This window comes from Tenacibaculum sp. Bg11-29, assembly GCF_002836595.1.
Taxonomy (GTDB): domain Bacteria; phylum Bacteroidota; class Bacteroidia; order Flavobacteriales; family Flavobacteriaceae; genus Polaribacter.
In genome coordinates this window covers 3,300,105-3,323,713 of record NZ_PJBB01000003.1, presented here as the reverse complement: position 1 = coordinate 3,323,713, position 23,609 = coordinate 3,300,105, and the positions used below count along the sequence as shown (strand labels likewise).

19 protein-coding genes are annotated in these 23,609 nt (G+C 28.1%); 10 read left to right on the top strand and 9 right to left on the bottom strand.

Annotated features, from left to right (window positions below; genetic code table 11):
• Nucleotides 1–70: 70 nt before the first annotated feature.
• The 9 genes from CXF68_RS15220 (at nucleotide 71) to CXF68_RS15180 (ending at nucleotide 11,496) form a co-directional block, all read left to right on the top strand.
• Nucleotides 71–478, top strand: coding sequence for a group III truncated hemoglobin (locus CXF68_RS15220; RefSeq protein WP_028888936.1), 408 nt, complete (start codon nucleotides 71–73; stop codon nucleotides 476–478).
• Nucleotides 479–542: 64 nt separating this feature from the next.
• Nucleotides 543–2,561 carry a VWA domain-containing protein gene (locus CXF68_RS15215; protein WP_232771669.1) on the top strand — a complete coding sequence of 673 codons (2,019 nt, stop codon included), beginning with the start codon at nucleotides 543–545 and terminating at the stop codon, nucleotides 2,559–2,561.
• 65 nt (nucleotides 2,562–2,626) lie between these two features.
• Nucleotides 2,627–3,022: an acyl-CoA thioesterase gene (locus CXF68_RS15210; RefSeq protein WP_101045980.1), complete on the top strand. Its 396-nt coding sequence runs from the start codon at nucleotides 2,627–2,629 to the stop codon at nucleotides 3,020–3,022.
• Between the two features lie 37 nt (nucleotides 3,023–3,059).
• Nucleotides 3,060–3,398, top strand: a complete 339-nt coding sequence (locus CXF68_RS15205) for a hypothetical protein (protein WP_157821953.1) — start codon at nucleotides 3,060–3,062, stop codon at nucleotides 3,396–3,398.
• Nucleotides 3,399–3,700: 302 nt separating this feature from the next.
• Nucleotides 3,701–8,023: a CusA/CzcA family heavy metal efflux RND transporter gene (locus tag CXF68_RS15200; protein WP_101045978.1), complete on the top strand. Its 4,323-nt coding sequence runs from the start codon at nucleotides 3,701–3,703 to the stop codon at nucleotides 8,021–8,023.
• A 3-nt stretch (nucleotides 8,024–8,026) separates the two neighbouring features.
• Nucleotides 8,027–9,226 carry an efflux RND transporter periplasmic adaptor subunit gene (locus tag CXF68_RS15195; protein WP_101045977.1) on the top strand — a complete coding sequence of 400 codons (1,200 nt, stop codon included), beginning with the start codon at nucleotides 8,027–8,029 and terminating at the stop codon, nucleotides 9,224–9,226.
• Nucleotides 9,227–9,236: 10 nt separating this feature from the next.
• Nucleotides 9,237–9,926 (top strand): HupE/UreJ family protein, encoded by a 690-nt coding sequence (locus CXF68_RS15190; protein ID WP_101045976.1) that lies wholly within the window; start codon nucleotides 9,237–9,239, stop codon nucleotides 9,924–9,926.
• Between the two features lie 3 nt (nucleotides 9,927–9,929).
• On the top strand, nucleotides 9,930–10,568 hold the full coding sequence (locus CXF68_RS15185; protein WP_232771668.1) for a hypothetical protein: 639 nt from the start codon (nucleotides 9,930–9,932) through the stop codon (nucleotides 10,566–10,568).
• Nucleotides 10,569–10,662: 94 nt separating this feature from the next.
• A complete protein-coding gene (locus CXF68_RS15180; protein ID WP_101045974.1) occupies nucleotides 10,663–11,496 on the top strand; it encodes a prohibitin family protein in 834 nt (277 codons plus the stop codon).
• 373 nt (nucleotides 11,497–11,869) lie between these two features.
• Here the strand turns inward: CXF68_RS15180 and CXF68_RS15175 are convergent, their stop codons facing one another.
• The 3 genes from CXF68_RS15175 to CXF68_RS15165 all read right to left on the bottom strand — a co-directional run bounded on the left by CXF68_RS15175 (nucleotide 11,870) and on the right by CXF68_RS15165 (nucleotide 15,797).
• On the bottom strand, nucleotides 11,870–12,139 hold the full coding sequence (locus CXF68_RS15175; RefSeq protein WP_101045973.1) for a hypothetical protein: 270 nt from the start codon (nucleotides 12,137–12,139) through the stop codon (nucleotides 11,870–11,872).
• 297 nt (nucleotides 12,140–12,436) lie between these two features.
• A complete protein-coding gene (locus tag CXF68_RS15170; RefSeq protein WP_101045972.1) occupies nucleotides 12,437–14,266 on the bottom strand; it encodes a DEAD/DEAH box helicase in 1,830 nt (609 codons plus the stop codon).
• Nucleotides 14,267–14,438: 172 nt separating this feature from the next.
• Complete coding sequence (locus CXF68_RS15165; protein ID WP_101045971.1) at nucleotides 14,439–15,797, bottom strand: hypothetical protein; 1,359 nt, start codon at nucleotides 15,795–15,797, stop codon at nucleotides 14,439–14,441.
• Nucleotides 15,798–15,987: 190 nt separating this feature from the next.
• Between CXF68_RS15165 and CXF68_RS15160 the strand changes: the two genes are divergently transcribed.
• Nucleotides 15,988–17,607, top strand: coding sequence for an ABC-F family ATP-binding cassette domain-containing protein (locus tag CXF68_RS15160; protein ID WP_101045970.1), 1,620 nt, complete (start codon nucleotides 15,988–15,990; stop codon nucleotides 17,605–17,607).
• 74 nt (nucleotides 17,608–17,681) lie between these two features.
• On the opposite strand, the gene CXF68_RS15155 is transcribed toward CXF68_RS15160, so the two are convergent.
• The 6 genes from CXF68_RS15155 to CXF68_RS15130 all read right to left on the bottom strand — a co-directional run bounded on the left by CXF68_RS15155 (nucleotide 17,682) and on the right by CXF68_RS15130 (nucleotide 23,605).
• The gene (locus CXF68_RS15155) at nucleotides 17,682–19,808 is read right to left on the bottom strand and encodes a M1 family metallopeptidase (protein ID WP_101045969.1); all 2,127 of its coding nucleotides are present in this window, start codon (nucleotides 19,806–19,808) and stop codon (nucleotides 17,682–17,684) included.
• A gap of 64 nt (nucleotides 19,809–19,872) precedes the next feature.
• Nucleotides 19,873–20,364, bottom strand: coding sequence for a DUF6702 family protein (locus CXF68_RS15150; RefSeq protein WP_101045968.1), 492 nt, complete (start codon nucleotides 20,362–20,364; stop codon nucleotides 19,873–19,875).
• 206 nt (nucleotides 20,365–20,570) lie between these two features.
• Nucleotides 20,571–21,149: a carboxypeptidase-like regulatory domain-containing protein gene (locus tag CXF68_RS15145; protein ID WP_101045967.1), complete on the bottom strand. Its 579-nt coding sequence runs from the start codon at nucleotides 21,147–21,149 to the stop codon at nucleotides 20,571–20,573.
• A 68-nt stretch (nucleotides 21,150–21,217) separates the two neighbouring features.
• Nucleotides 21,218–21,985: a carboxypeptidase-like regulatory domain-containing protein gene (locus tag CXF68_RS15140; protein WP_101045966.1), complete on the bottom strand. Its 768-nt coding sequence runs from the start codon at nucleotides 21,983–21,985 to the stop codon at nucleotides 21,218–21,220.
• On the bottom strand, nucleotides 21,982–22,797 hold the full coding sequence (locus tag CXF68_RS15135; protein ID WP_101045965.1) for a carboxypeptidase-like regulatory domain-containing protein: 816 nt from the start codon (nucleotides 22,795–22,797) through the stop codon (nucleotides 21,982–21,984). The genes CXF68_RS15140 and CXF68_RS15135 overlap by 4 nt, the downstream gene beginning before the upstream one ends.
• Entirely contained in the window at nucleotides 22,790–23,605 is an 816-nt protein-coding gene (locus tag CXF68_RS15130; protein ID WP_101045964.1) for a carboxypeptidase-like regulatory domain-containing protein, read from the bottom strand. Before CXF68_RS15130 ends, CXF68_RS15135 begins: the two co-directional genes overlap by 8 nt.
• Between the last annotated feature and the right edge of the window lie 4 nt (nucleotides 23,606–23,609).

Below are 23,609 nucleotides of genomic sequence, written 5' to 3'. Positions count from 1 at the left end.
TTATGATTTAAGTCATAAATTAGTAGTGTGTAAAAAGATACTTTTGCAGTATATTAATATAAGTTTTTAGATGGGGAGAAAAGAAATTGAAAATAGAGATGATGTTTATTTATTAGTATCAACTTTTTACAATAAACTTAAGAAAGATGATTTCATAGGACCTATTTTTTTAAAAGCAATTCCTGAAGAAAAATGGGAAAGTCACTTACAGAAACTCACAGATTTTTGGGAAACGAACCTTTTTTTTGTTAGAAAATTCAAAGGAAATCCTATGAAAGCACATAAAGATTTAGATAGAAACTTTAATCATAGTATTTCTCAAGAGCATTTTGGAAGATGGTTACAACTATGGTTTGAAACTATAGAATCACTTTTTTATGGAGCCAAGGCAAATGACGCTAGAGAAAGAGCACGGAATATTGCATCTATCATGTTTTTTAAAATTTACGAAGCAAAACCAAAATTAACAAACGAATAAATACATTGATCAATCTATTTTTATTTGAAAGCTTTTTTTATCTTCACAAATTAAAATATTATTGGTGGAATCTATAACTCTTATTTATATTGTTTTAGCAGTTTTGTTAAGTGTAACTATTGCTTTTTTTCAATATTTCTATAAAATTAAAAACAATCCTAAAATAAACATATTGCTTTTTTGGTTAAAAGCTTTAAGTTTATTTTTACTTGCTTTATTATTTATAAACCCGAAAATAGAAATTATTGAAACAGAAAATAGTAAGCCTATTTTATCTGTTTTAGTAGATAATTCACTTTCTATAAAACATTTTAAAGAAGAAAAAAAGATACGAAGTATTATAGAAAAGGTAAAAAAGAATAAAAAAATTAAAGATAAGTTTGATGTTCAGTTCTTTTCTTTCGGTAAAGATGTTACTGTTTTAGATAGTTTATCATTTAAAGAAACACAAACTGATATTACAAAAGCTGTAGAGTCGATAAATGAGTTGCATAAAAAAAATAATAATGCTACGATTTTAATTAGTGATGGAAATCAAACAACCGGAGATGATTATGAATACTTAAACTCAAAAAATAGAATATTTCCAATTGTTGTAGGAGATACCACTATATATCAAGATATTCAAGTTTCACAGTTAAATGTTAATAAATATAGTTATATAAAAAATAAATTCCCCGTAGAAACTTTCTTGTATTATGAAGGAAAAGAAGCTGTAAATGCAGTTTATTCTATTATGAATAAAGGAAAAAAAGTTTTTTCTAAAAAGCTTCAATTTTCACCTGATAACCCTACACAAACAGTTACTACAAACTTAGTATCAAATAAAAAAGGAGTCCACTATTATACAACATCTATAAGTAAAATAAAAAATGAAAGGAATACGAAAAACAACTATCAAAGTTTTTCTGTAGAAGTAATAGATGAACAAACAAAAGTATTGGTTTTAAGTTCAATATTACATCCCGATTTAGGAGCTATAAAAAAAGCAATAGAAAGTAACAAGCAACGAACAGTTGATATTGCTTTAATAAAAGATAGAAGTATTAAATTTTCTGATTATCAGTTTTTTGTTTTATACCAACCAAACTTCTATTTTAAAAAAGTGTTTCAAAAAATAAATTCTAATTATTTAGTAATATCAGGAACTAAAACAGATTGGAATTTTTTAAATAAGCAACAAGTAGGATTAAAAAAGGAAGTAATAAGTCAATCAGAAGACTACAAGGCTGTATTCAATACAAATTTTTCAACATTCTTACAAAAAGATATAGGTTTTAATGAATTTCCGCCATTACAAGATAGATTTGGAGAAGTTAAAATGAATGCAGACTCACAAACATTATTATATCAAAAATATGCAAGTATTAAAACTACAGAACCCTTATTAACAACTATCGAGAGCAATACAAATAAATATGCTGTTTTATTTGGAGAAGGAATTTGGAAATGGAGAGCAGCAAGTTTTTTAAAAGAGCAATCATTTGATGTTTTTGATGCTTTTATAGGAAACCTTGTACAATATTTAGCATCTACAAAAAAAAGAAAAAGATTAGAGGTAAAAAGTAAACGTTTATACCCTGCAAACGAACCAATAACAATTTCGGCATTTTATGTAGATAAAAACTATAAGTTTGATAATAGAGCTTCATTAGAATTATTGATAACAAATAGTAAAACCAAAGAGAAGAAAATACTTCCTTTTTCATTGGTTAATAATTCCTATCAAGTGTCGGTAGAAGGACTATCGTCAGGTGATTATTCTTATAAAGTATCAGTAGTTGATCAGAAAATAAATAGCTACGGAAAATTTAAAATTACCGATTATCAAATAGAAGAACAATTTACGAATGCAAACTCAAAAAAAATGAACTCTTTAGCTTTAAAAACGAATGGTAAATTAACCTATTCAGATAAAGTTGATGATTTGTTAAGTATGCTATCATCAGATACCACATACTATACTATTCAAAAATCAGTTACCAAAAATCAGAATTTAATAGATTGGAAATGGATTTTACTATTGGCTATAATATTATTATCAACAGAATGGTTTATCAGAAAATACTATGGTAAAATTTAAAAAACGAATAGCATTTCGTAGTTTATAGAGAATTAGTTTCAGAAATTTGTAGCAAACAAAACAATATGAAATTTCACACACGAAAATGGGTAAAACCAGAAGATTTAAACCCAAACGGAACTTTATTTGGAGGGCGTTTATTACAATGGATAGATGAAGAATTAGGAATTTATGCAATTATTCAATTAGAAATACCTCGAACTGTTACTAAATTTATGTCAGAAATAGATTTTGTTAGTTCAGCAAAACAAGGTGATATTATTGAAATAGGAATTGAAGTTGTAAAATTTGGATCAAGCTCTATAACTTTAAACTGTGAAGTACGTAACAAACTTACACATAAAACAATTATTGAAATCGATAAAATAGTTATGGTTAGTTTAGGCGAAGATGGAAACCCTATGAGCCACGGGAAAACTAAAGTAGAATACGTTAAAGACAGATTAAAAAATGATAATTGATTTTTTTTTCTTATTTTTATAACGTTAAAATATTTTTTTGAAAAACATTAGCATCATCATATTAACACTGTTGTTATTTGTGCCTCCAACTCAGGCGCATGTAGATGCTATTGTTTTAAATGATATTACCGAAAGCCATGTTGATGCATTTGATGTTGCACATCAAGATGCTCATCATAAAAATGATTCTGATGAAGAAAAAGAGACAGAACATCACCATCATTGTACAGTAATGGTTTTTACAGGTGCAATTATTTCACCTAGTTTTAAATACAATTTTTCGAAAGTATTTAAAGTAAAAAAAGAAATTGTATTTTATCAAGCACTACACACATCTAACTTTTTAGATGAACTTCTTCAACCTCCACAGGTTTAATTCTTTTCAATTTTAACAACATTCTTTTTTACCTAATAAAATAGGTAATAATAAACGTTGTTCCTATAATTTTTACTATTTATTAGAAATAAGCTAAACAATATATTATAAAAATAATTGTAGCTATTTCCTGATTTTCGCACTCGCTTTTTTTAAGAAAAATAAAAAAGAGCTCAAACAATTGCTGTAATCGGGGCTAGGCCAATTTATAAGTTTTTGTTTTATATTATACTAGTTTCTTTTATAAGTATGTAACGAATTATACTCAAAATTTATAATAAATAGAATTAAACAAATGAAAGATGTTAGATAACATTATAAAATTTTCAATTAAAAATAAATTGATTATTGGTGCTTTCGTATTGGTTTTAATTGGTTGGGGGATATATTCTCTAAAGCAATTACCAATAGATGCGGTACCAGACATAACCAATAATCAGGTGCAAATAATTACTTCAGCACCATCACAATCAGCGCAAGATATAGAGCGATTAGTAACATTTCCTATAGAAATGACAATGTCTAGCATTCCAGAGATCGAAGAAGTGCGTTCTTTTTCTCGTTTTGGACTTAGTGTTGTAACCATTGTTTTTAAAGATGGTGTTGATATCTATTGGGCAAGACAACAAATTAATGAACGATTAAATGAGGCAAAAAATAATATTCCAGCAGGCATAGGTTCTCCTGAAATGGGTCCTGTAACTACAGGTTTAGGAGAAATTTATCAATATACATTATTTGCTAAAAAAGGGTATAAAGAGAAGTTTTCAATAATGAAACTACGTTCTATTCAAGATTGGATAGTTCGTCGTCAATTATTAGGAATTGAAGGAGTAGCAGATGTAAGTAGTTTTGGTGGTTTCTTAAAACAATATGAAGTTGCTTTGCAACCAGAAAGATTGCAAACACTTAGTGTAAGTGTTAAAGAAGTTTTAGAAGCTTTAGCAAATAACAATCAGAACACAGGAGGCGCTTACATAGATAAAAATCCGAAAGCTTATTTTATTCGTAGCCAAGGATTAATTAAATCACCTGAAGATATTCAGAATATTGTAATTAAAAACACTGAAAATGGTACTCCTATTTTAATTAGAGATATAGGTAAAATACAATTAGGAAATGCTATTAGATATGGCGCAATGACTCGAAATGGAGAAGGAGAAGTTGTTGGTGGAATTGTAATGATGTTAAAAGGAGCGAATTCCTCTAAGGTAATTAAACGTGTTAAAGATAGAGTTAAGCAAATACAAGAAAGTTTACCTGAAGGTGTATTAATTAAGCCTTTTTTAGACAGAACAAAATTAGTTAATAAAGCTATAAAAACAGTATCTACTAATTTAATAGAAGGAGCACTAATAGTTATTTTTATTCTTGTTTTATTATTAGGGAATTTACGAGCGGGTTTAATTGTTGCTTCAGTTATACCATTAGCAATGTTATTCGCTGTTATACTAATGAATTTGTTTGGCGTTTCAGGGAACTTAATGAGTTTAGGGGCTATTGATTTCGGAATTATTGTAGACGGTTCAGTTATTATAGTAGAAGCAACACTCCATTATTTAGGTTTAAAAAAATCAGGAGTAAAGCTTACACAATCAGAAATGGATGAGGAAGTATATAATTCGGCTTCAAAAATAAGAACAAGTGCAGCTTTCGGTGAAATTATAATATTAATAGTATATCTACCAATTTTGGCTTTAGTAGGCATAGAAGGTAAAATGTTTAAACCAATGGCTATAACCGTAAGTTTTGCTATTTTAGGAGCATTTATCTTATCCTTAACTTATGTGCCAATGATTAGTGCCTTGTTTTTAAAGAAAACAATAACTAATAAAAAGAATATTTCTGATAAAATTATAAAAGCAATACAAGATGTTTATTCACCAATATTAACAGTTTTTTTAAATAACAAAAAATCGGTACTTGTAGTAGTTGTATTAATTTTCACCTTAAGTATTTATACATTTAAAAACATGGGGTCAGAATTTATTCCATCTTTAGATGAAGGAGATTTAGCAGTTCAAGCAACAGTTTCAACAGGAAGTTCATTATCGTATACTATTGATGTTACGAATAAATCTTCAAAATTATTAATGGCAGAATTTCCAGATGAAATTGAGCAAATTGTAAGTAGAATTGGTTCTTCAGAAATACCTACAGACCCAATGCCTGTTGAAGTAGCAGATATTATTATTATTCTAAAAGATAAAAGTGATTGGACGAAAGCACGCACTAAAAACGAGCTGACAGAAAAAATGAATCACTTATTAGATGAGAATATGTTAGGTGTTAATTACGGATTCCAACAACCTATACAAATGCGTTTTAATGAATTAATGACGGGAGCGCGACAAGATGTAGTGTTAAAAATTTACGGAGAAGATTTAGATAAATTAGTGAAATATGGTAATGATTTAGGTAAAATTATACCACAAGTAGCAGGAGCAGAGGATTTGTATATTGAAAAAATGACAGGTTTAAAGCAAATTGTTATAGATTATAAACGTAGTCAATTAGCTTTATACGGATTAAGTATTTCAGCTATAAACACAGTCATAAATACAGCATTTGCAGGTAAAACTGCTGGTTCGGTATACGAAGGAGAGCAACGATACGATTTAGTAGTACGTATGGGTAAACAACATAGATCGAGTATTGAAGATATTCGTAAACTTTATGTAACTACACCAAACGGAGTACAAATTCCGCTAGAAAATGTTGCTGATGTAAGCTTTAAAACAGGACCAAATCAAATACAAAGAGATGACGCAAAAAGAAGAATAACTGTAGGTTTTAATATTAGAGGACGAGATGTAGCTACTATTGTTAATGAATTACAACAAAAGATTGCTGATAATATGAAATTCGATCCTGGTTATTACATCACCTATGGAGGAACTTTTAAAAATTTAGAAGAAGCAAGAATTCGATTAGGAATAGCAGTACCTGTGGCATTGGCATTAATATTTTTGTTATTATACTTTACATTTAAATCAGTAAAACAAAGTGTTTTAATTTATACCGCAATACCAATGTCTGCCATTGGAGGAATTTTTGCTTTATGGTTTAGAGATATGCCTTTTTCAATTTCAGCAGGAATAGGTTTTATAGCCTTGTTTGGAGTAGCTGTATTAAATGGAATTGTATTAATTGCTGAATTTAACCGCTTAAAAGAAGCGGGAATGACTAATGTTAAAGAGATAATAAGAAAAGGAACAGCAGTACGATTACGACCTGTAATTATGACTGCTGCTGTTGCATCATTAGGTTTTTTACCAATGGCAATTTCATCATCAGCAGGAGCAGAGGTACAAAAACCATTAGCAACCGTAGTTATTGGAGGTTTAGTATCTGCTACTTTATTAACATTACTAATTTTACCAATATTGTATTTACTGTCTGAAAGTAAAACTTCTAAAAAAGTAAAATCAAAAGTACTTATCATTACGCTCGTTTTATTTAGTAGTTCTTTTATTCAAGGGCAAGAATTACCAAAAGAAGAACCTCAAAAAATAAGTGAACAACAAGCAATAAAATTAAGTTTACATAAATCAGTAACACTATATAAATCAAAATTAAATGTGATTAAAAGTGAAACAAGAATTTCAAAAGCGATTGATTTAAATCCTACTGTTGTTAAATATCAAAAAGTAGGAGTTGGTGTTGGTACATCAGAAAAAGAGTGGTCTGTTAATCAAAATTTCGGAGCTATTTTAACACATATTCAAAAAAGAAAACTAGCTATAGCAAAGTTTGATTTAGCAAAATCAAACAATAAAATTTCTAAAAAAGAAATTATTAGAAAGACAAGCACATTATATCAACAATGGCATTATTTATATGGGCTTATTACATTAGTGAATGAGCAACAACAAAATAGTAATCAGATAAAAAAAATTGCTCAAAAATTATACGAAGCTGGTGAAATTGGTGGATTAGAAAATGATTTAACAATATTACAATCTTTAGGAACTCAGTCTAAAAAAAATGCCATTTATAAGGAGTATTATGAAGTTGAAAATAAGTTAAAAGAATTATTACAAATAAATGAGGCAATAATTCCAACAACAAAATTACCGTTAAAAAAGGTTGTTTTATTAAAAAAGGATATGCTTTCAGAAGCATTATTAGAAACTTTAAAGAAACGATATAAAGTAACCGAAAAAAGCCTTTTAGTAGCTAAATCAAACTACTTTCCTGAGTTAACAGCCGGAATAGTAAATAGAAAAACAGGTAATGCAACAGGCTATAATGGCTTTAATATTGGTTTGAATGTACCTTTGTCATTTTGGTCTAACAAGGCTAAAATTAAAGAACAAAAAATTATAAGTCAAGAAATATCCTATGAAAATGAATCAAGAAAAGTAGCTATTGAAAATAATTTTAAAAGTTTACAAAATCAATTAAAATACTTAGAAAGTGAATTAGTAAGCATAGATTTAATGGTTGTTAAAGCCGAAAAATTTATTCAAAAATTAAAAATTGCCTATACATCTGGTGAAATTGATGCGTATAAATACAATCAAAGTTTTAACACCTATTTTAATGTAATGCAAAACTATTTATCACTTATTAATAACTATAATAAAACCGTAATAGCTTACGAGTTTTATACCAAAAAATAAAAAATGAATAAATTTATAATTATAGTATTATTAACTGTATCGATTATCAGTTGTAATTCAAAGAAGGAAGACCATTCAGGTCATGACCATGTATCTGAAGAAAAGAAAGTAGCAACTATTAAAAGTACAAAAGAAGATAAACATAATGAAAATGAACTCCACTTAACAAAAGAACAGGTGGTTTCTGCAAATATAATTGTAGCCAAAATAACACAAGAAAAAATACGTAGTAGCGTAGCGGTTACTGGTACAATAGAAGTACCACCACAAAGTAAAGCAACAATTTATGCACCTTTAGAAGCTTTTGTTTATAAAACCGATTTATTACCTGGTGATAAGGTACGTAAAGGAGAAGTTGTAGCAGTATTACAACATCCTAATTTCATTAAATTACAATACTCATATTTAGAAGCAATTAATAATTTTAATGTTAAAAAGGCTGATTATGAGCGTAAAAAAATGTTATTAGAAAATGAAATTACCTCTAGAAAATCATTTCAAATAGCTGAAGGAATATATCATTCAGCAAAAAGTTTGGTAATAAGTTATAAATCACAATTAAAAATGGCAAATTTGTCGCCAAGTACAATATCAGCAAAAGGAATTCAACAATATGTATATATAAAAGCACCTATTTCTGGCTATGTAGTTGAGAATAATTTAAATAAGGGTATGTTTTTATCAGCAAATTCTGAAATGATGGAAATTATAGATAATGACCATATGCATGCAGAGTTAAATGTTTTTGGTACTGATATTACCAAAATTAAAAAAGGAGATGAATTTATTTTTAAACCCTCAGGTGTTGATAAGCAATACAAAGGCTACATAAAATTAATTAGTCAAAAAGTAAATGATAAAACAAAGACGGTTAATGTTCATGGTCATTTTGAAGATGAAAAAAACGTGTTAAAATCTGGAATGTTTATCAATGCTCAAGTATTATTGGAAGGAGAAAAAATATTTGCTGTACCAGAGAGGTCAATTATAGAAAAAGACGGAAAAAGTTTTATATTTTTGGCAAAAAGTGATGTAGAATTTATTCCTTTAGAAGTAACCTTAGGTATTACTGATGGAGGCTTTGTAGCACTAAAAAAGATTCAAGGTAATAGCTTTGATATTAATATAGTAACTAAAGGAGCTCATTTTTTAAAAGGTAAATTAATACAAAAATCGGGCGGTATGGATGGCCACGTACATTAATAATTAAAATATGAATTTAAAAAGTAAACGATCAAGCTTGTTATTAATTATTTTATTAATTATTCCTTTTGCAACTTTTGCACATGGAGTAGATGATGAAACACAATCGTTTTTATTAAGTAATAAAGGAATTGCATTTGGTCCTTTTCTCTACATAGGTGCTAAGCATATGATTACAGGTTATGATCATTTACTTTTTTTAATTGGAGTAGTATTCTTTTTATACAAAACAAAAGATATTATAACATACATAACCTATTTTACAATAGGGCATAGTGTAACCCTTCTTTTAGGTGTAATGGCAGATATAAATGTAAATGTTTTCTTAATTGATGCTATTATAGCACTATCAATAGTGTATAAAGGGTTTGATAACTTAAAAGGGTTTAAAATTATCTTTGGTAAACAACCCAACACTAAAATAGCAGTGTTAATTTTTGGTTTATTTCACGGATTTGGTCTAGCTACAAAATTACAAGAATTTGAATTTGATAAAGAAGGTCTTTTTATAAACTTATTAGGTTTTAATCTAGGAGTAGAAGTTGGTCAGTTTTTGGCATTAGGCTTTGTTTTATTATGTATTTCTTATTGGAGACAATATGATAGTTATCTAAAATTTTCTAAAAACACAAATATACTTTTAATGGCAGCAGGTTTTTTGTTGTTAGGGTATCAATTAACAGGATATTTCACTTCTTAAAATATGAATATAAACATGAAAACAGACAAGCAGTCTTTAATTAGTAAAAAGCAAATATTTAAATCAATATTTTTAGCCTTTACTATTGGTATGGCCGTTTTTTTAGTAGCCGTTTTACCAGCTGAATACGGTATAGATCCTTTAAAAACAGGAAAGTTATTTGGTTTTAATAAATTATATAAAAAAGAAGTAATTACACCCTCTTCATCAAGTTTAAATTTTAAAAAGATAACACTTAACGATGTTGGTTCTAAAAAGAGTATTCAAAAGCCTATAGAAGCTAATAACCCGCCTCCAAAAGAACAATTTATAGAAAGAGAGGATACAATTAAAATTGTTGTAGCTGCAAATAAGGGGATAGAATATAAAGTTAAGATGCTAAAATACGGTAGTGTTAAGTACGAATGGTATACAACAAATGACGATATTGTTTTTATTGATTTTCATGGTGAAGTTAAAGAAGAAAATCCTCCAAAAGATGTTTTTTATGAAAGCTATACAGTAGCATATTCTAACAATATGGGAGGTACTTTTACGGCTCCTTTTTTTGGGAAACATGGTTGGTATTTTAAAAATTTAAAAGAAGAAGATGTTGAGATTGTTCTTAAATTAAAAGGGCAGTATGAACTATTTAATAAATAAGAATTTATATTAAAAGTAGTTTTTAAAGCACTGTATTTACAGTAACTTTAAGGAAGATTAATTGTATATTTGAAAGATATATATATAATAAATTATGAGTAATAACAGACAATTAGATTTACAATTACCAAAAGGAGCAATTCTTTTAGTTGTTTTAGCAGTAGTAGGAATTATTCTTTTCACTAAATCTACAATAACAATTGGTCCTGGAGAAGGAGGTGTAATCTTCGAAAGTTTAGGTAATGGTATTAATACTGATAAAACATATGGAGAAGGGTTTCATATCGTAGCTCCTTGGAATAAGATGATTGTAAGAAAAGTACGTCAACAATCAATTTCTGACGAAATGAATGTACTATCTGTAAACGGATTAGAGGTAAAGGTAAACGGAACAATTTGGTACGAACCAGAGTTTAGTAATTTAGGAAACTTAATTAAAACAAAAGGTGAAGATTATGAGCGTGAACTTTTAGATCCAGCAGTTAATGCGGCAGCAAGAAGTGTTGTAGGCCGTTATACACCAGAACAATTGTATTCTAGTAAGAGAGATGTTATTGAACAAGAAATTTTAGATGAAGTAAAATTAATTTTAAAAGATCAATACTTAATCGTAAAAAGAGTATTAGTTGAAGATGTTAAATTACCTCCAACTATTAGAACAGCTATTGAAACAAAATTAAAGCAAGAGCAAGAATCTCTAGAGTATGAATTTAGACTTGCAAAAGCAAAGAAAGAAGCTGAGAGACAAAAAATTGACGCAGAAGGAAAAGCAATAGCAAATAAGATTTTAAGTGCTTCTTTAACTGATAAAATTTTACAAGAAAAAGGTATTGAAGCTACATTAAAATTAGCTGAATCTCCTAACAGTAAAGTCGTATTGATTGGTGGAGGAAAAAGCGGAATGCCAATTATTTTAGGAAATCAATAGTATCTTATTTCTTAGAGTTTCTTTTTTAAAAAAAGCCTTAACAATAAATTTATTGTTAAGGCTTTTTTTAAAAAAAATAGTGCTTAGTATTATTCTGACTAGTAAATAGCCGTTATTCTTTATTAGCAAGAGAACTCGTCATACAGTTCTTCAGTTTTTGTGTTGCTGTTAGCATATATTATATATGTGAGTACTCTAAGAACGAATCCCCCGTAATTATATGAAACATTATCTTGTCCAGAATAAGCATCGAGATCATTTAAGTTATCTCCGTGACTAAAAAAACATAATTTAGGTTCATTAAAAGAATTTAAATTTTCTGAATCACCAACGACACAATCTTGTCCTAAATCACAAAAATCATAATAACGTTCTATATCACTTTCATCTTCTGTGTAAAGTGATTATACATAAAAGAAGGTGAATTTAACCTTTCTGAATCCGTCTCAGGTTTAAAAAGTAGTATTGCTTCATGTAAACTTGTTATAGAGTCTTTAAGGCCTGTATTAGTTTTATCACTAGGTGAAAATATAGCCCAGACAGGTTCTGCTTCATCATTCCAATTTGTACCTTTAAATTCAATAAATAAAGAACCTTTTTTCCATTCTAAAGAAATTTCTTCATCCTTCTCTAAAATCCTCATAGAAATTGCTTTTTCTAAAATAAGAGCAAATGTTTGATAGCATTTGTCAGTAATAATCCATGTTTTAAAGTGTTTTTTTAAATAAGTTACTTCCTGTGTTGTTAGTTTACTCAGAATCTATTTAAATTATTGTTTGTTAAATAACACAATGTTATGTGCTTTAATAGAGAGAGGTTTCTTATTAATTGAATATATAAATAAAAGTAGATTTTATAATAAAAAAAATAATTTAATGAAAACAAAAACCTGAACAATAAATATATTGTTCAGGTTTAAATATGTTTTAATTAAATATAATTAATCTCTTTTACGTTTTCTACCGAACCCTGAAGATGCATTGCTATCACCGCTACTTCTTCTTGGAGAAGAAGAACTCGAGCCACTATCACTACGTCTTCTAGAGTCTCCTCTAGGGCCTCTAGAATTTCTGTCACTTCCGCCACCACTTTTTCTTTTTCCGCTGAAACCACCACCGCCGCCACCGCGAGGTCTTCTTCCGCCACCACCGCCACCACGGTTAGACTTTGTAATTTCAATATTTACTGATCGTCCATTAAAATCAGGATCATTATCGCTAAAAGCTTCTAATGTTTCCTTTTCAAAGTTCTTATCAATTTCAAAGAAAGAGAAAGTATCTAAAATATCAATCGCACCGATTTCAACTTTATCCGCAATTTTTTGATCGTTTATTAATCCAATTAATGTTGCAGGATTTAATTCATCTTTTCTTCCTAAGTTAATGAAGAAACGAGTCATGTTTTCGTCATTAGATCTACCTCTTGAACCACTATCTTTGTTAGATACGTCGTTTAAATCGTCAGATTTGTTGTAGTAAGATAAAAATTTATTAAATTCTAATGAAACGAATTTTTGTACTAATTCCTCTCTACTTAAATCTTCTAATTTTTCATAGATACTAGGTAAGAACTCTTCAATTTGTTCAGTATTAACCTCTGTAGCCTTTACTTTTTCAATTAAATGCATTAATTGATTTTGGCAAATTTCTTTACCTGTAGGTACTTTTTTAGGTTCAAATTTCTTTTTGATAATACGCTCAATCGAACGTAATCTACCTTTTTCTTTATTGTTTACTAATACAACAGAGATACCTTTGTTACCAGCTCTACCAGTTCTACCACTACGGTGATTGTAGTTTTCTATTTGGTCTGGTAATTTATGGTTAATTACATGTGTTAATTCAGTAACATCTAAACCACGTGCAGCAACATCAGTTGCTACTAAGATTTGAATAGTTTTCTTACGGAATTTACCCATAACACTATCTCTTTGTTGTTGAGATAAGTCTCCATGTAACGCATCAGCACTATAACCATCTTTTATAAGGTTATTAGCAACTTCTTGTGTTTCTCTTCTTGTTCTACAGAAAATAATTGCGTAAATATCAGTATTTACATCTGCAATCCTTTTTAAGGCTTGGTAACGTGTTCTTTCATTAACTACATAGTATTCATGAGATACGTTATCAGAACCTTGATTTTTTTCTCCTGATGTAATCTCAACAGGATTTGTCATATAATTTCTAGCAATCGACTCTACTTCTCTAGGGAAGGTTGCAGAAAATAATAAGGTTTGTTTAGTTTCTGGAGTTGCATCTAATACTTTATCAAGCTCATCTTTGAACCCCATGTTAAGCATTTCATCAGCTTCATCTAAAACTAACCATTTTACGTTTCCTAATTTTAAAGCTCTACGATTTATTAAATCGACAGTTCTACCAGGAGTACCCACTACTATTTGAGCACCTCTTTTTAAACCTCTAATTTGTTCTTCTATATTAGAACCACCATATACAGTTACCACTTTTAAATCTGGTATGTATTTAGCAAATTCTTTAATATTATTTCCTATTTGAACAGCAAGTTCACGAGTAGGAGATAAGATGATTGCTTGAGTATTTTTATCTGAAGAATTTATTTGCTCGATAATTGGCAAACTAAATGCTGCCGTTTTTCCAGTTCCTGTTTGAGCGAAAGCTTTTAAATCAGCCGTAGATGAAATAATTTGAGGAATTGCTTTTTCTTGAATTACAGTAGGCTTTTCGTAACCTAAATCTGTTAATGCTTTGTTGATAGACTCTTTTAAGCCTAAATCTAAAAATGTTGACATATTATACGTCTGTGTTCTTTTAGATTCACAGACGCCAGTATCTGTAAACCTGATTCTTATTTTGGACAATAGATTATATGGCTAATAATCTGGTAGTTAATAATCTAAATTTTATTTCACTTCGTGAATAAAATCGCGCAAAGATAGCTTAAATAAAGGAAAGTAAAAAATGTTATTTACTGTTTCGTAAATTACTTATTTGAGATTCTATTTCTTTAGAAGATAAACTCGTGTACCCATTTTTAATAATTCCTTTTTTATTCACCAATATTACACGAGGAAAACTACTTGATGAGAAGCTACAAACCTTACTTTTATTGGGTAACGTATATTGGTATTTAATAGCTATCTTTTTAGTATATCTTTTAGAAGTAGCACATAAATTAATTATAATAAAGGTTACATCTGTGTTCTTTTTCATTAAATAATTAGTACGTGATGCAATCCATTCATCTGAAGCATACTTGTAATCCTTAAATAAAATAACAGTATTTTTTCCTTTTATTAATTTTGAAATGTTTTTAATGTTACCTGTAGCAGCAACTAAATCAAAAGAAGGTAGCGGTTCTTCTTCCTTTAATAATTTTAAATCATTAATTAATCGTTGAACATTCTTTTTTTGTTCAATATCTGAATTTAATTTAAAGAAATTAAAAAACATTTTATTAATGTTTTTATGATTAGGTTCTTTAAAGAAATGTTGTATTACTGTATTGTATAAAAATTTGTTTTTTATTTCTTCTGAAGAGATGCTCGAATTTATATTATTTAATAAGTTAATTGTAAAATTATCCTTATTATCTTTCTTAAGATACACATCATTATATAACTTATTAACTATATAATTATAGTATGGTCCGAAGAAAATTAAAGAATCTTTAGTTGAGTCAATATCTTTTCGATAATCAAAATAACTATCAACTAATATTTCAGGTTTTTCGCTTGAAAAGTTTTTAATTGCGTATTTTTCTGAGTTTGTATATACAGGGTATAGTAAAGCTATTTTTAAGATATCTATATACTCCTTAGAAACATTGTTTGTACTATTTTTATAATCATTAATAATCGTTTCCTTTAATCTTTTAATAGAGTCGGTTTTTTTTAAAAAATTACGTTGGTTCAGATTGTGAAATTTAGAAAAACTCTTTTCATCTAGTTCATTTTGTAAAAAAGCTTCTATTAATAAGTTGTTTACTTCAGCTTTTTCACCACTAAAAACCAAAGATTCATCAAAATTCCATGTATTTAATCTAAAAAGTAAGCTATCATTAGGTTCTAGATACACATATTGATGTTCAGGACCGTGTTTAAACATATATAATCCTTTTTTAAACTTATTATAAGACCCTAAAAAGCTATTATCTTTTTTTAAGTAAATTGTATCGTTAAAATTACTGTTATTTGATAAAGTAACATAACTACATTTTGGGTTTATGATCTTACCTCCAAAAGAAGTTTTCTTGGAAATTTCGCGTTCATTACAACCAATGAATAGAATGAATATAAGGAAGGGTACTATATATTTAATCATGATTATACTTAATTATTTAATATAAAGATATTGCGCTCAAAAGTAAACATCTTTATAGAATTTAGCTGTTAATTCGTTGTTAAAACAAATTAGCAAAACATAAAAAGTAAGATGTTAAAAACTTCCTTGCAAATTCTTTTTAACCCAGTATATTTTATATTTTTGCATTCGAATTAAAAAAAGCCTATAAATGTTATCAGTTTCTAATTTATCAGTTCAGTTTGGTAAGCGTATTTTATTTGATGAAGTAAATACTAAGTTTACACAAGGAAATTGCTACGGTATTATCGGAGCAAATGGAGCAGGAAAATCTACTTTTTTAAAGATTATTTCTGGTATACAAGACGCAACATCAGGTCATGTTCATTTAGAACCTGGAAAAAGGATGTCGGTTTTAACCCAAGATCATTATGCTTTTGATGAGTATACGACTTTAGAGGCTGTTTTAATGGGTAATAAAGAATTGCATAAAATTAAAACAGAAATAGATGCTTTATATGCAGATTATACTGATGAAAATGCTGAAAAAATAGGAGAGCTTCAAGTTAGGTTTGAAGAAATGGATGGTTGGAATGCAGATTCTGCTGCTGCAACATTATTGTCTAATTTAGGTATAAAAGAAGAAGATCATTACACTTTATTAGCCGATTTAGATTCTAAGAAAAAGGTACGTATATTATTAGCGCAAGCGTTATTTGGTAATCCTGATGTGTTAATTATGGATGAACCTACCAATGATTTAGATTTTGAAACAATTGCTTGGTTAGAGAATTTTTTAGCTAATTTTGATAATACGGTGATCGTTGTATCGCATGACCGTCACTTCTTAGACGCTGTTTGTACGCATATTTCGGATATTGATTTTGCTAAAATTAATCACTTTTCAGGAAACTATACATTCTGGTATGAGTCTAGTCAATTAGCGGCAAAACAAAGAGCCCAACAGAATAAAAAAGCAGAAGACAAAAAGAAAGAATTAGAAGAATTTATTCGTCGTTTTTCTGCAAACATGGCTAAGTCTAAACAAGCTACTTCTCGTAAGAAGATGATAGATAAGTTAAATGTAGATGAAATTAAACCTTCTAGTCGTCGTTATCCGGCAATTATTTTTGATAGAGATAGAGAAGCGGGAGACCAGATTTTAAATATAGAAGGTTTATCAAAAAACTTTGAAGGAAAGCCATTATTTGCAAATGTTGATATTAATTTAAACAAAGGAGATAAAGTAGCTATTATTTCGAAAAGTTCTAAAGCTGTATCTACTTTTTATCAAATTATTTCAGGAAATGAAGAAGCTGATTCTGGGAAATGTAATTGGGGAGTAACAACAACGCAATCGTATTTACCTTCAGATAATTCATCATTTTTTCAAAATGGAGAATTAGATTTAGTAGATTGGTTACGTCAATATGCGCAAACAGAAGAAGAAAGAGAAGAAGTGTTTTTAAGAGGTTTCTTAGGTAAGATGATTTTTTCTGGTGAAGAGGCTTTAAAAAAGAGTAACGTATTATCAGGGGGAGAGAAAGTACGTTGTATGTTATCTCGTATGATGATGACTAGAGCTAACATAGTAATGTTAGATGAGCCAACCAATCACTTAGATTTAGAATCTATTCAAGCATTAAATAACTCTTTAATTAATTTTAAAGGAACGGTATTATTTTCTACTCATGATCATGAATTTGCACAAACAGTAGCAAATAGAGTTATTGAGATAACACCTAAAGGGGTTATTGATAAGTATTCAACTTTTGATGAGTATTTAGCAGATCCTAAAGTAAAAGAATTAAGAAAAAAGTTGTATTCTTAATAGATAAAATAAAGCATAAAAAAGGCAGTTACTAAGTAACTGCCTTTTTTTATGCTTATATAAAATTAAAGTTTCTACCCTTTAATCTTATTTTTAAATTTATCAAATTTAGTTGTTGTCTTTTTAGGCCAACTATTATTTGAAGTATCTACATCTGCAGTTTCTAAATCTGGATCAATAGCTATGCTTTGTATTTCTTTATCAGATGAAAAAACTTTACTAATTTCTTTATCATTAAGTCTCCAAATTTGAGCTGGGTATGTTTTTCTTTCTTTTGTTCCGTCTTTATAAGTAAACTGAACAATTATAGGCATTACTAAACCACCTGGTTTGTTATAAGTAATTTCGTAATGATACTTATTGTGACTTTTAGCATATCCTAAGCCATTAGTAGTATCTTCATTAAAATTTACAGAATCATCAGTATTCTTGCTAGTATAAAATTTCTTAACACTTTTTATACCAATATCCGTTACATCTGTAGTATAAAACCAACCTCTCCAAAACCAATCTAAATCCATTGCAGATGCATCTTCCATAGATCTAAAGAAATCAGCAGGTGTAGGGTGTTTAAATTTCCATCGTTTAGCATAAGTCTTAAAAGCATGATCAAATAACTCTTTACCCATAATGGTTTCTCTTAAAATCCATAAAGCAGTTGCGGGTTTACCGTAGGCATTGTTACCAAAGCTATATACATTATCACCTTTAGACATAATAGGAGCAATTTTAGATTGATCACCACTCATGTATTTTACAATATTTTTAGGCAATCCTCTTCTTAATGGGTATCCTTCTTCATATTCCATCATAGCTAGCATTTGTAAGTATGAATTTAAACCTTCATCCATCCAAGTCCATTGTCTCTCATCAGAATTTACAATCATAGGAAAAAAGTTATGTCCTACTTCATGAATAGTAACTCCAATTGTTCTGTATTTTTGTCTATCTGAATATTTACCATCAGCAAGGTCAGGTCTTCCAGGGTTGAAACAAATTTGTGGGTATTCCATTCCCATTTGTCCATCTACAGAAATTGCTTTATGATAAGGGTAATCAAACGTGTATTCTGAGTATGTTTTTAAAGTTTGTACTACCGATTTTGTAGAATGATCTCCGTATAAAGGGTTTGCTTCTTTAGAATAATAAGAATACGCCATAACAGTTCTACCATTAATATTTACAGCCATACCATCCCAAATAAATTTTCGTGAAGTTGCAAAAGCATAATCCCTTACGTTTGTAGCTTTAAATTTCCAAGTATTGGTATTTTTAGTACGTTTTTTTTCTATCTTCTCTGCATCTTCTTGTGGGTGAATTAGAACAATTTTATCAAAAGATTTTTTTGCTTTTTCTAACTTTTTCAGTTGTTTTTTAGTCAAAACTTCTTTTTCGTTCAATAAAACACCTGTTGCGCCTAACATATGATCTGTAGGAACTGTAATATTTACATTAAAATTACCAAATTCTAATGCAAATTCACTTCTTCCCCAGAATTGATCGTTCTGCCAGCCTTCTACATTATCATATACACATAACCTTGGGTAGAATTGTGCAATTACATAGTTTTTATTTCCATCAGGAAAGAGTTCGTAACCAGATCTACCTCCTTGTGTTCTGTGATTGTTTATATTATACCACCAAGCTATATTAAATTTAAAGCTTTTACCAGAAGCTAAAGGTTCTGGCAAATTAATACGCATCATTGTTTGATTAATAGTGTGCGATAATTTACTTCCATCAGTATTGGTAACACTTGTTATTTTAAAACCACCATCAAATGATTTTTCAGGAAAAGCCCTGTCATACCTTTTTTTACTTAATTTTTTAGGGATTTTATTGGTACTGATATCTGGTGTTTTAGAATCTGATGCACGTACATTTTGGTCTAATTGTACCCATAAATAAGTTAATTCATCATTAGAATTATTGTGATATGTTATGGCTTCTTTTCCTGTAATTTTTGCTGTATCATCATTTAAAATAATATCCATCGAGTAATCAACTTTTTGCTGTGAATACCCTTTACCAGGGGCACCTGAAGCTGTATGTTGATTATTTGGTGTAGCTAAGACATCTTTTAACTGTCTAAATTTGTTTTGGTTTACATGTCCTTTCTTTGTTATTTGTTGAGTACTCTGAGAAAAACCAGCCGTAACAGCAAATAAAAGAGAAAAAACGAATAGAATGTTTTTTTTCATTTATAAAGTTGTTGTTAGTAATTTTTTAAAAGTAAGAATAAGTAGGAAGGATAATAATGTAATGTTAAAATTTTAACAAACCTTTATCATTTTTTTTATCTAAGAATAAACTCTTTCGTTCTTCTTTTAGAGATACCTTAACTAAGTTTTGTTGTTCTGGAAAATATTTTACAAGTACATCATTTTCAATTTCAATAGACTTTGGATTCAGCACATTTTCAATTTCTAAATAAAAATATACAATATCACCATCATATTCTTTACCTATAAAACGATAATTTACTTTTTTAGAATTAATTTTAACTTTAAAGTGGTTATTTAGGTAATTAAAGAAAAGACTATCTGTTTTTTTTAATTCGTCTTTAGTTGTAAGTTGTAGGTTTACTTTATAATCTTTATTAATAGCAGTTTCTATATCATCCATAAAAACATTCATAATCATTTGAACTGATTTTGTTTTTTCTTTATAAGCGATTTCTGTTAACGAAATATAATATTTGTGAACACCAAAAGATAATAACGGAAGGATAAGAAATAATATTAAAGTTTTTTTCATATTTTGATAATACCAATTATCCGACCAAATTACTCTTTTGCTATCATTTTAAGATAATTTAAATGTTCTTTTCTTAAAAATTTAACAATTTTAAGTGCGTTGTTTTGATAATGTTTTTCACTTTATAAAAGAGCAAAATATTTTATAAAGTGGTAATATTTATCTAATTCGGTTAAAAAAAATGTAGATAAAATATTATTTTAATGTCAGTTATTTGGTGATTTACGTGAACTTTTAGAGTCTTTAAAAGGAATAAATATTGTAGTTCCTACTCCCTCAAATGCTGTTGTAGGATCTACGCTTACAATATTAGGTTTTACCTTTGTATTGGTATAATCATTTGTAGATTTTTTTTTAAGATCTATTTCAGTAAAATCAGTAGCATTTGTTATTGATTCTTGTTTTAAATCGATTTTTACTTTCTTTAAGTCTTTGGCAAGTTCACCAGAGAGTTCGTTGTTTTTAATTAAAACTTCATCTAATTTATAATCTTGTTTTTCTAGAGTTACTAGTTTTATGTAAGTATTAAAATCTTGTTTTGTAAGTGTTTCAGAAATTGTTTTGTAGCCTATTGAAGTGAATTTTATAGAATCGTTAGGTTTAGCAAAAATTCGATATTCACCTTTTTTATTTGAAAAAGTAGCTTGGTGTGTATAGGAATTAACAATATGTGCGTTTTCTAGTACACCGTTAGGCCCATAAATAATTCCGAATATAGTTTTTCGTTCTTGTTGCGAAAAAACAACCTGTGATAATAAAACAAGTAGTAATAAAAAGTTTTTCATGACTGTATTTTATTTAGAATGATGCTCTACTAATTTATGCATTTTTCTAGATAAATACTAGTTATCAGTTAATTATAATTTTCAGGGTTTAGTTTTTTAAAGCTTTCGGCTTTATTTTTTAAAAAACGAATCATATTTATATCACTTGAATTGTAAGCCTTAGTAAAATTTTTATCAGATTCACAATAATAAATAAAACGATAAATGTCTGTTTCATTTATATCTAATTCTTTTATAATCTGTAAATGATAAGTATTTTTGATTTGATTAATTTTAAGTTCTAAATCTTCAATCATTTTGAGTTTTTTTAATCTCTTTGTTCTTCCAGAAATCCAATTTAATAAAGGGTGAATTCCAAAACCACCAGATGCTGTACGCAACCTTCTTTCAGCAGGAGTCATTATCCTAGAGCCTGCATACGGTAATTTTAATGTTTTTGCATTTATTTTCTTTTCAGTTTTAATATTTTTACTGTCAGCAGATAAATAACCTAACAGGTTATTATGCTTTATATTAACTTCATCTAATTCGTAGTTAGTTTTAAGTAATTCAAAAATTGTTTTTTGTATTCCAAAATATTTAATCTCTATATTAAAAATACTTGTTTCATAACCCACAAACGATATTTGTAAACTATCGTTATTTTTTGCTAAAATTCTAAATTCTCCATTTTCATTAGTAAAAGTACCTTGTTTTGTATTTTTATTTAAAATATGTGCATTAATTACAGGGCCAATTTTATCTTTTACAGTGGCATATAAAAAAGATCTATTTTCTTGCGATTGGGTTTTAAAAAAAGAAACAAGGAAAATAAAAAAGAATAGATATTTGTTCATTCTTGTAAATTTATAATTTTTAAATAGCTTTTACTTTCTTGTTGCAATATTTTTATGACTTCTAATACTTTACCATTTTTATATAATTTTTCTATTTGTAAAGGATTACAATACTCTAAAAAGTGAAGATATTTTTCTTTAGGAATTTTTAAATCTTTAAAAAAGAAACTTTTACCAAATTCTGAAATTAACATTTTCGGGAATTTTTCTTTAAATTCAATTTTTTTTCTAAGTCTTCTTTTTTCTGCGGCATATCCATCAATTCCAGCACTAAAACTACGACCTATGCCCGCAAATTTAGCAGTAGGATCAGTTTCTTTACGCATGTTTGGAGCTTTTGATCTATCAATTGCATCAGTTTTTGAAATAACTTTTTTTTCAAAATCAATCATAGAGAAATCGAAAGCACTTTTTGATTTTACAATAGCAATATCATCTGGAGTTTGCTTCATATCTCTTGATAAAAAACCGAATAAATTATGTTTTTTTAAAATAACTTCATCTAATTCATAGGTTTCTTTATCTAAAGTAAAGTTGTTTTCTAACATCCCAAAATGGTTCTCTTTTACAATGAAGATAGCTGTTTTATAGCCAATAAATGATATTCGTAATGAATCATTTTTTTTTGCTAAAATTCTGAATTCTCCAAGTTCATTGGTAAAAGTCCCTTGGTTTGTATTTAGGTTAATTATGTGTGCATTGCAAACCTTATCTATTTTATCGTGAACTTTAGCATATAAAAATCGCCTTTTTTGCTGCGCTTTTATAGTAATAGGAATGATAAAAAGAAATATTAGTGAGATTTTATTCATTTTTAATAGCTTTTAAAAACTTAGAACTTTCCTCTTGAAATATAGTAATTATTGTAATTATCTTTTTTTGATAAAATAAATGTTCTAAATTTCTATTACTACAATAATCTATAAACTCATGAATTTTATCTTCAGGAATTTTAAATTCGTTAGTAAAAGTTTTTTTACCTAATAGACTAATAATTTTAAAAGGTAATTGAGTTCTTTTTTCTAAGTTATCTGTTTTTTTAAGGGGAATGTTTTTTTTGCTTTTGTTTAACCAATTTGAATTAAATAATGTAACTCCTTGGTAAAAATTTGGTGGTTTTATATTTATTACTGGAGCTTTCATTCTGTCAATATTATCAATATCTGTATTCACTTGCGACATATTAATATCCTTTATTCCTTCTAAAATTTCATCCATCATATAAGAAACTTTATCATCAGGAGTTTGTTTAATATCAAGTTCTAATTTTCCTAATAAATTATGTTTTTTTAAAACAACTTCATCTAATTCATAGATCTCTTTCTTTAAAGGAAAACTGTTTTGTACCATTCCAAAATGATTGTCTTTTACCATGATAGTAGTTGTTTTATAACCTATAAAAGATATCTGTAAGGAATCATTTTTTTTGACTAAAATTCTGAATTCTCCAAGCTCATTGGTAAAAGTTCCTTTATTTGTATTTAGGTTAATTATGTGTGCATTGGTAACAACCCCAATTTTATCTTTTACAACTCCGTATAAGAATTTTTGATTTTTTTGGGATACAGATTTTAAGACACTTCCAAAAAGTATCAGAAGAAAAAGTATTTTTTGTCTCATGCAA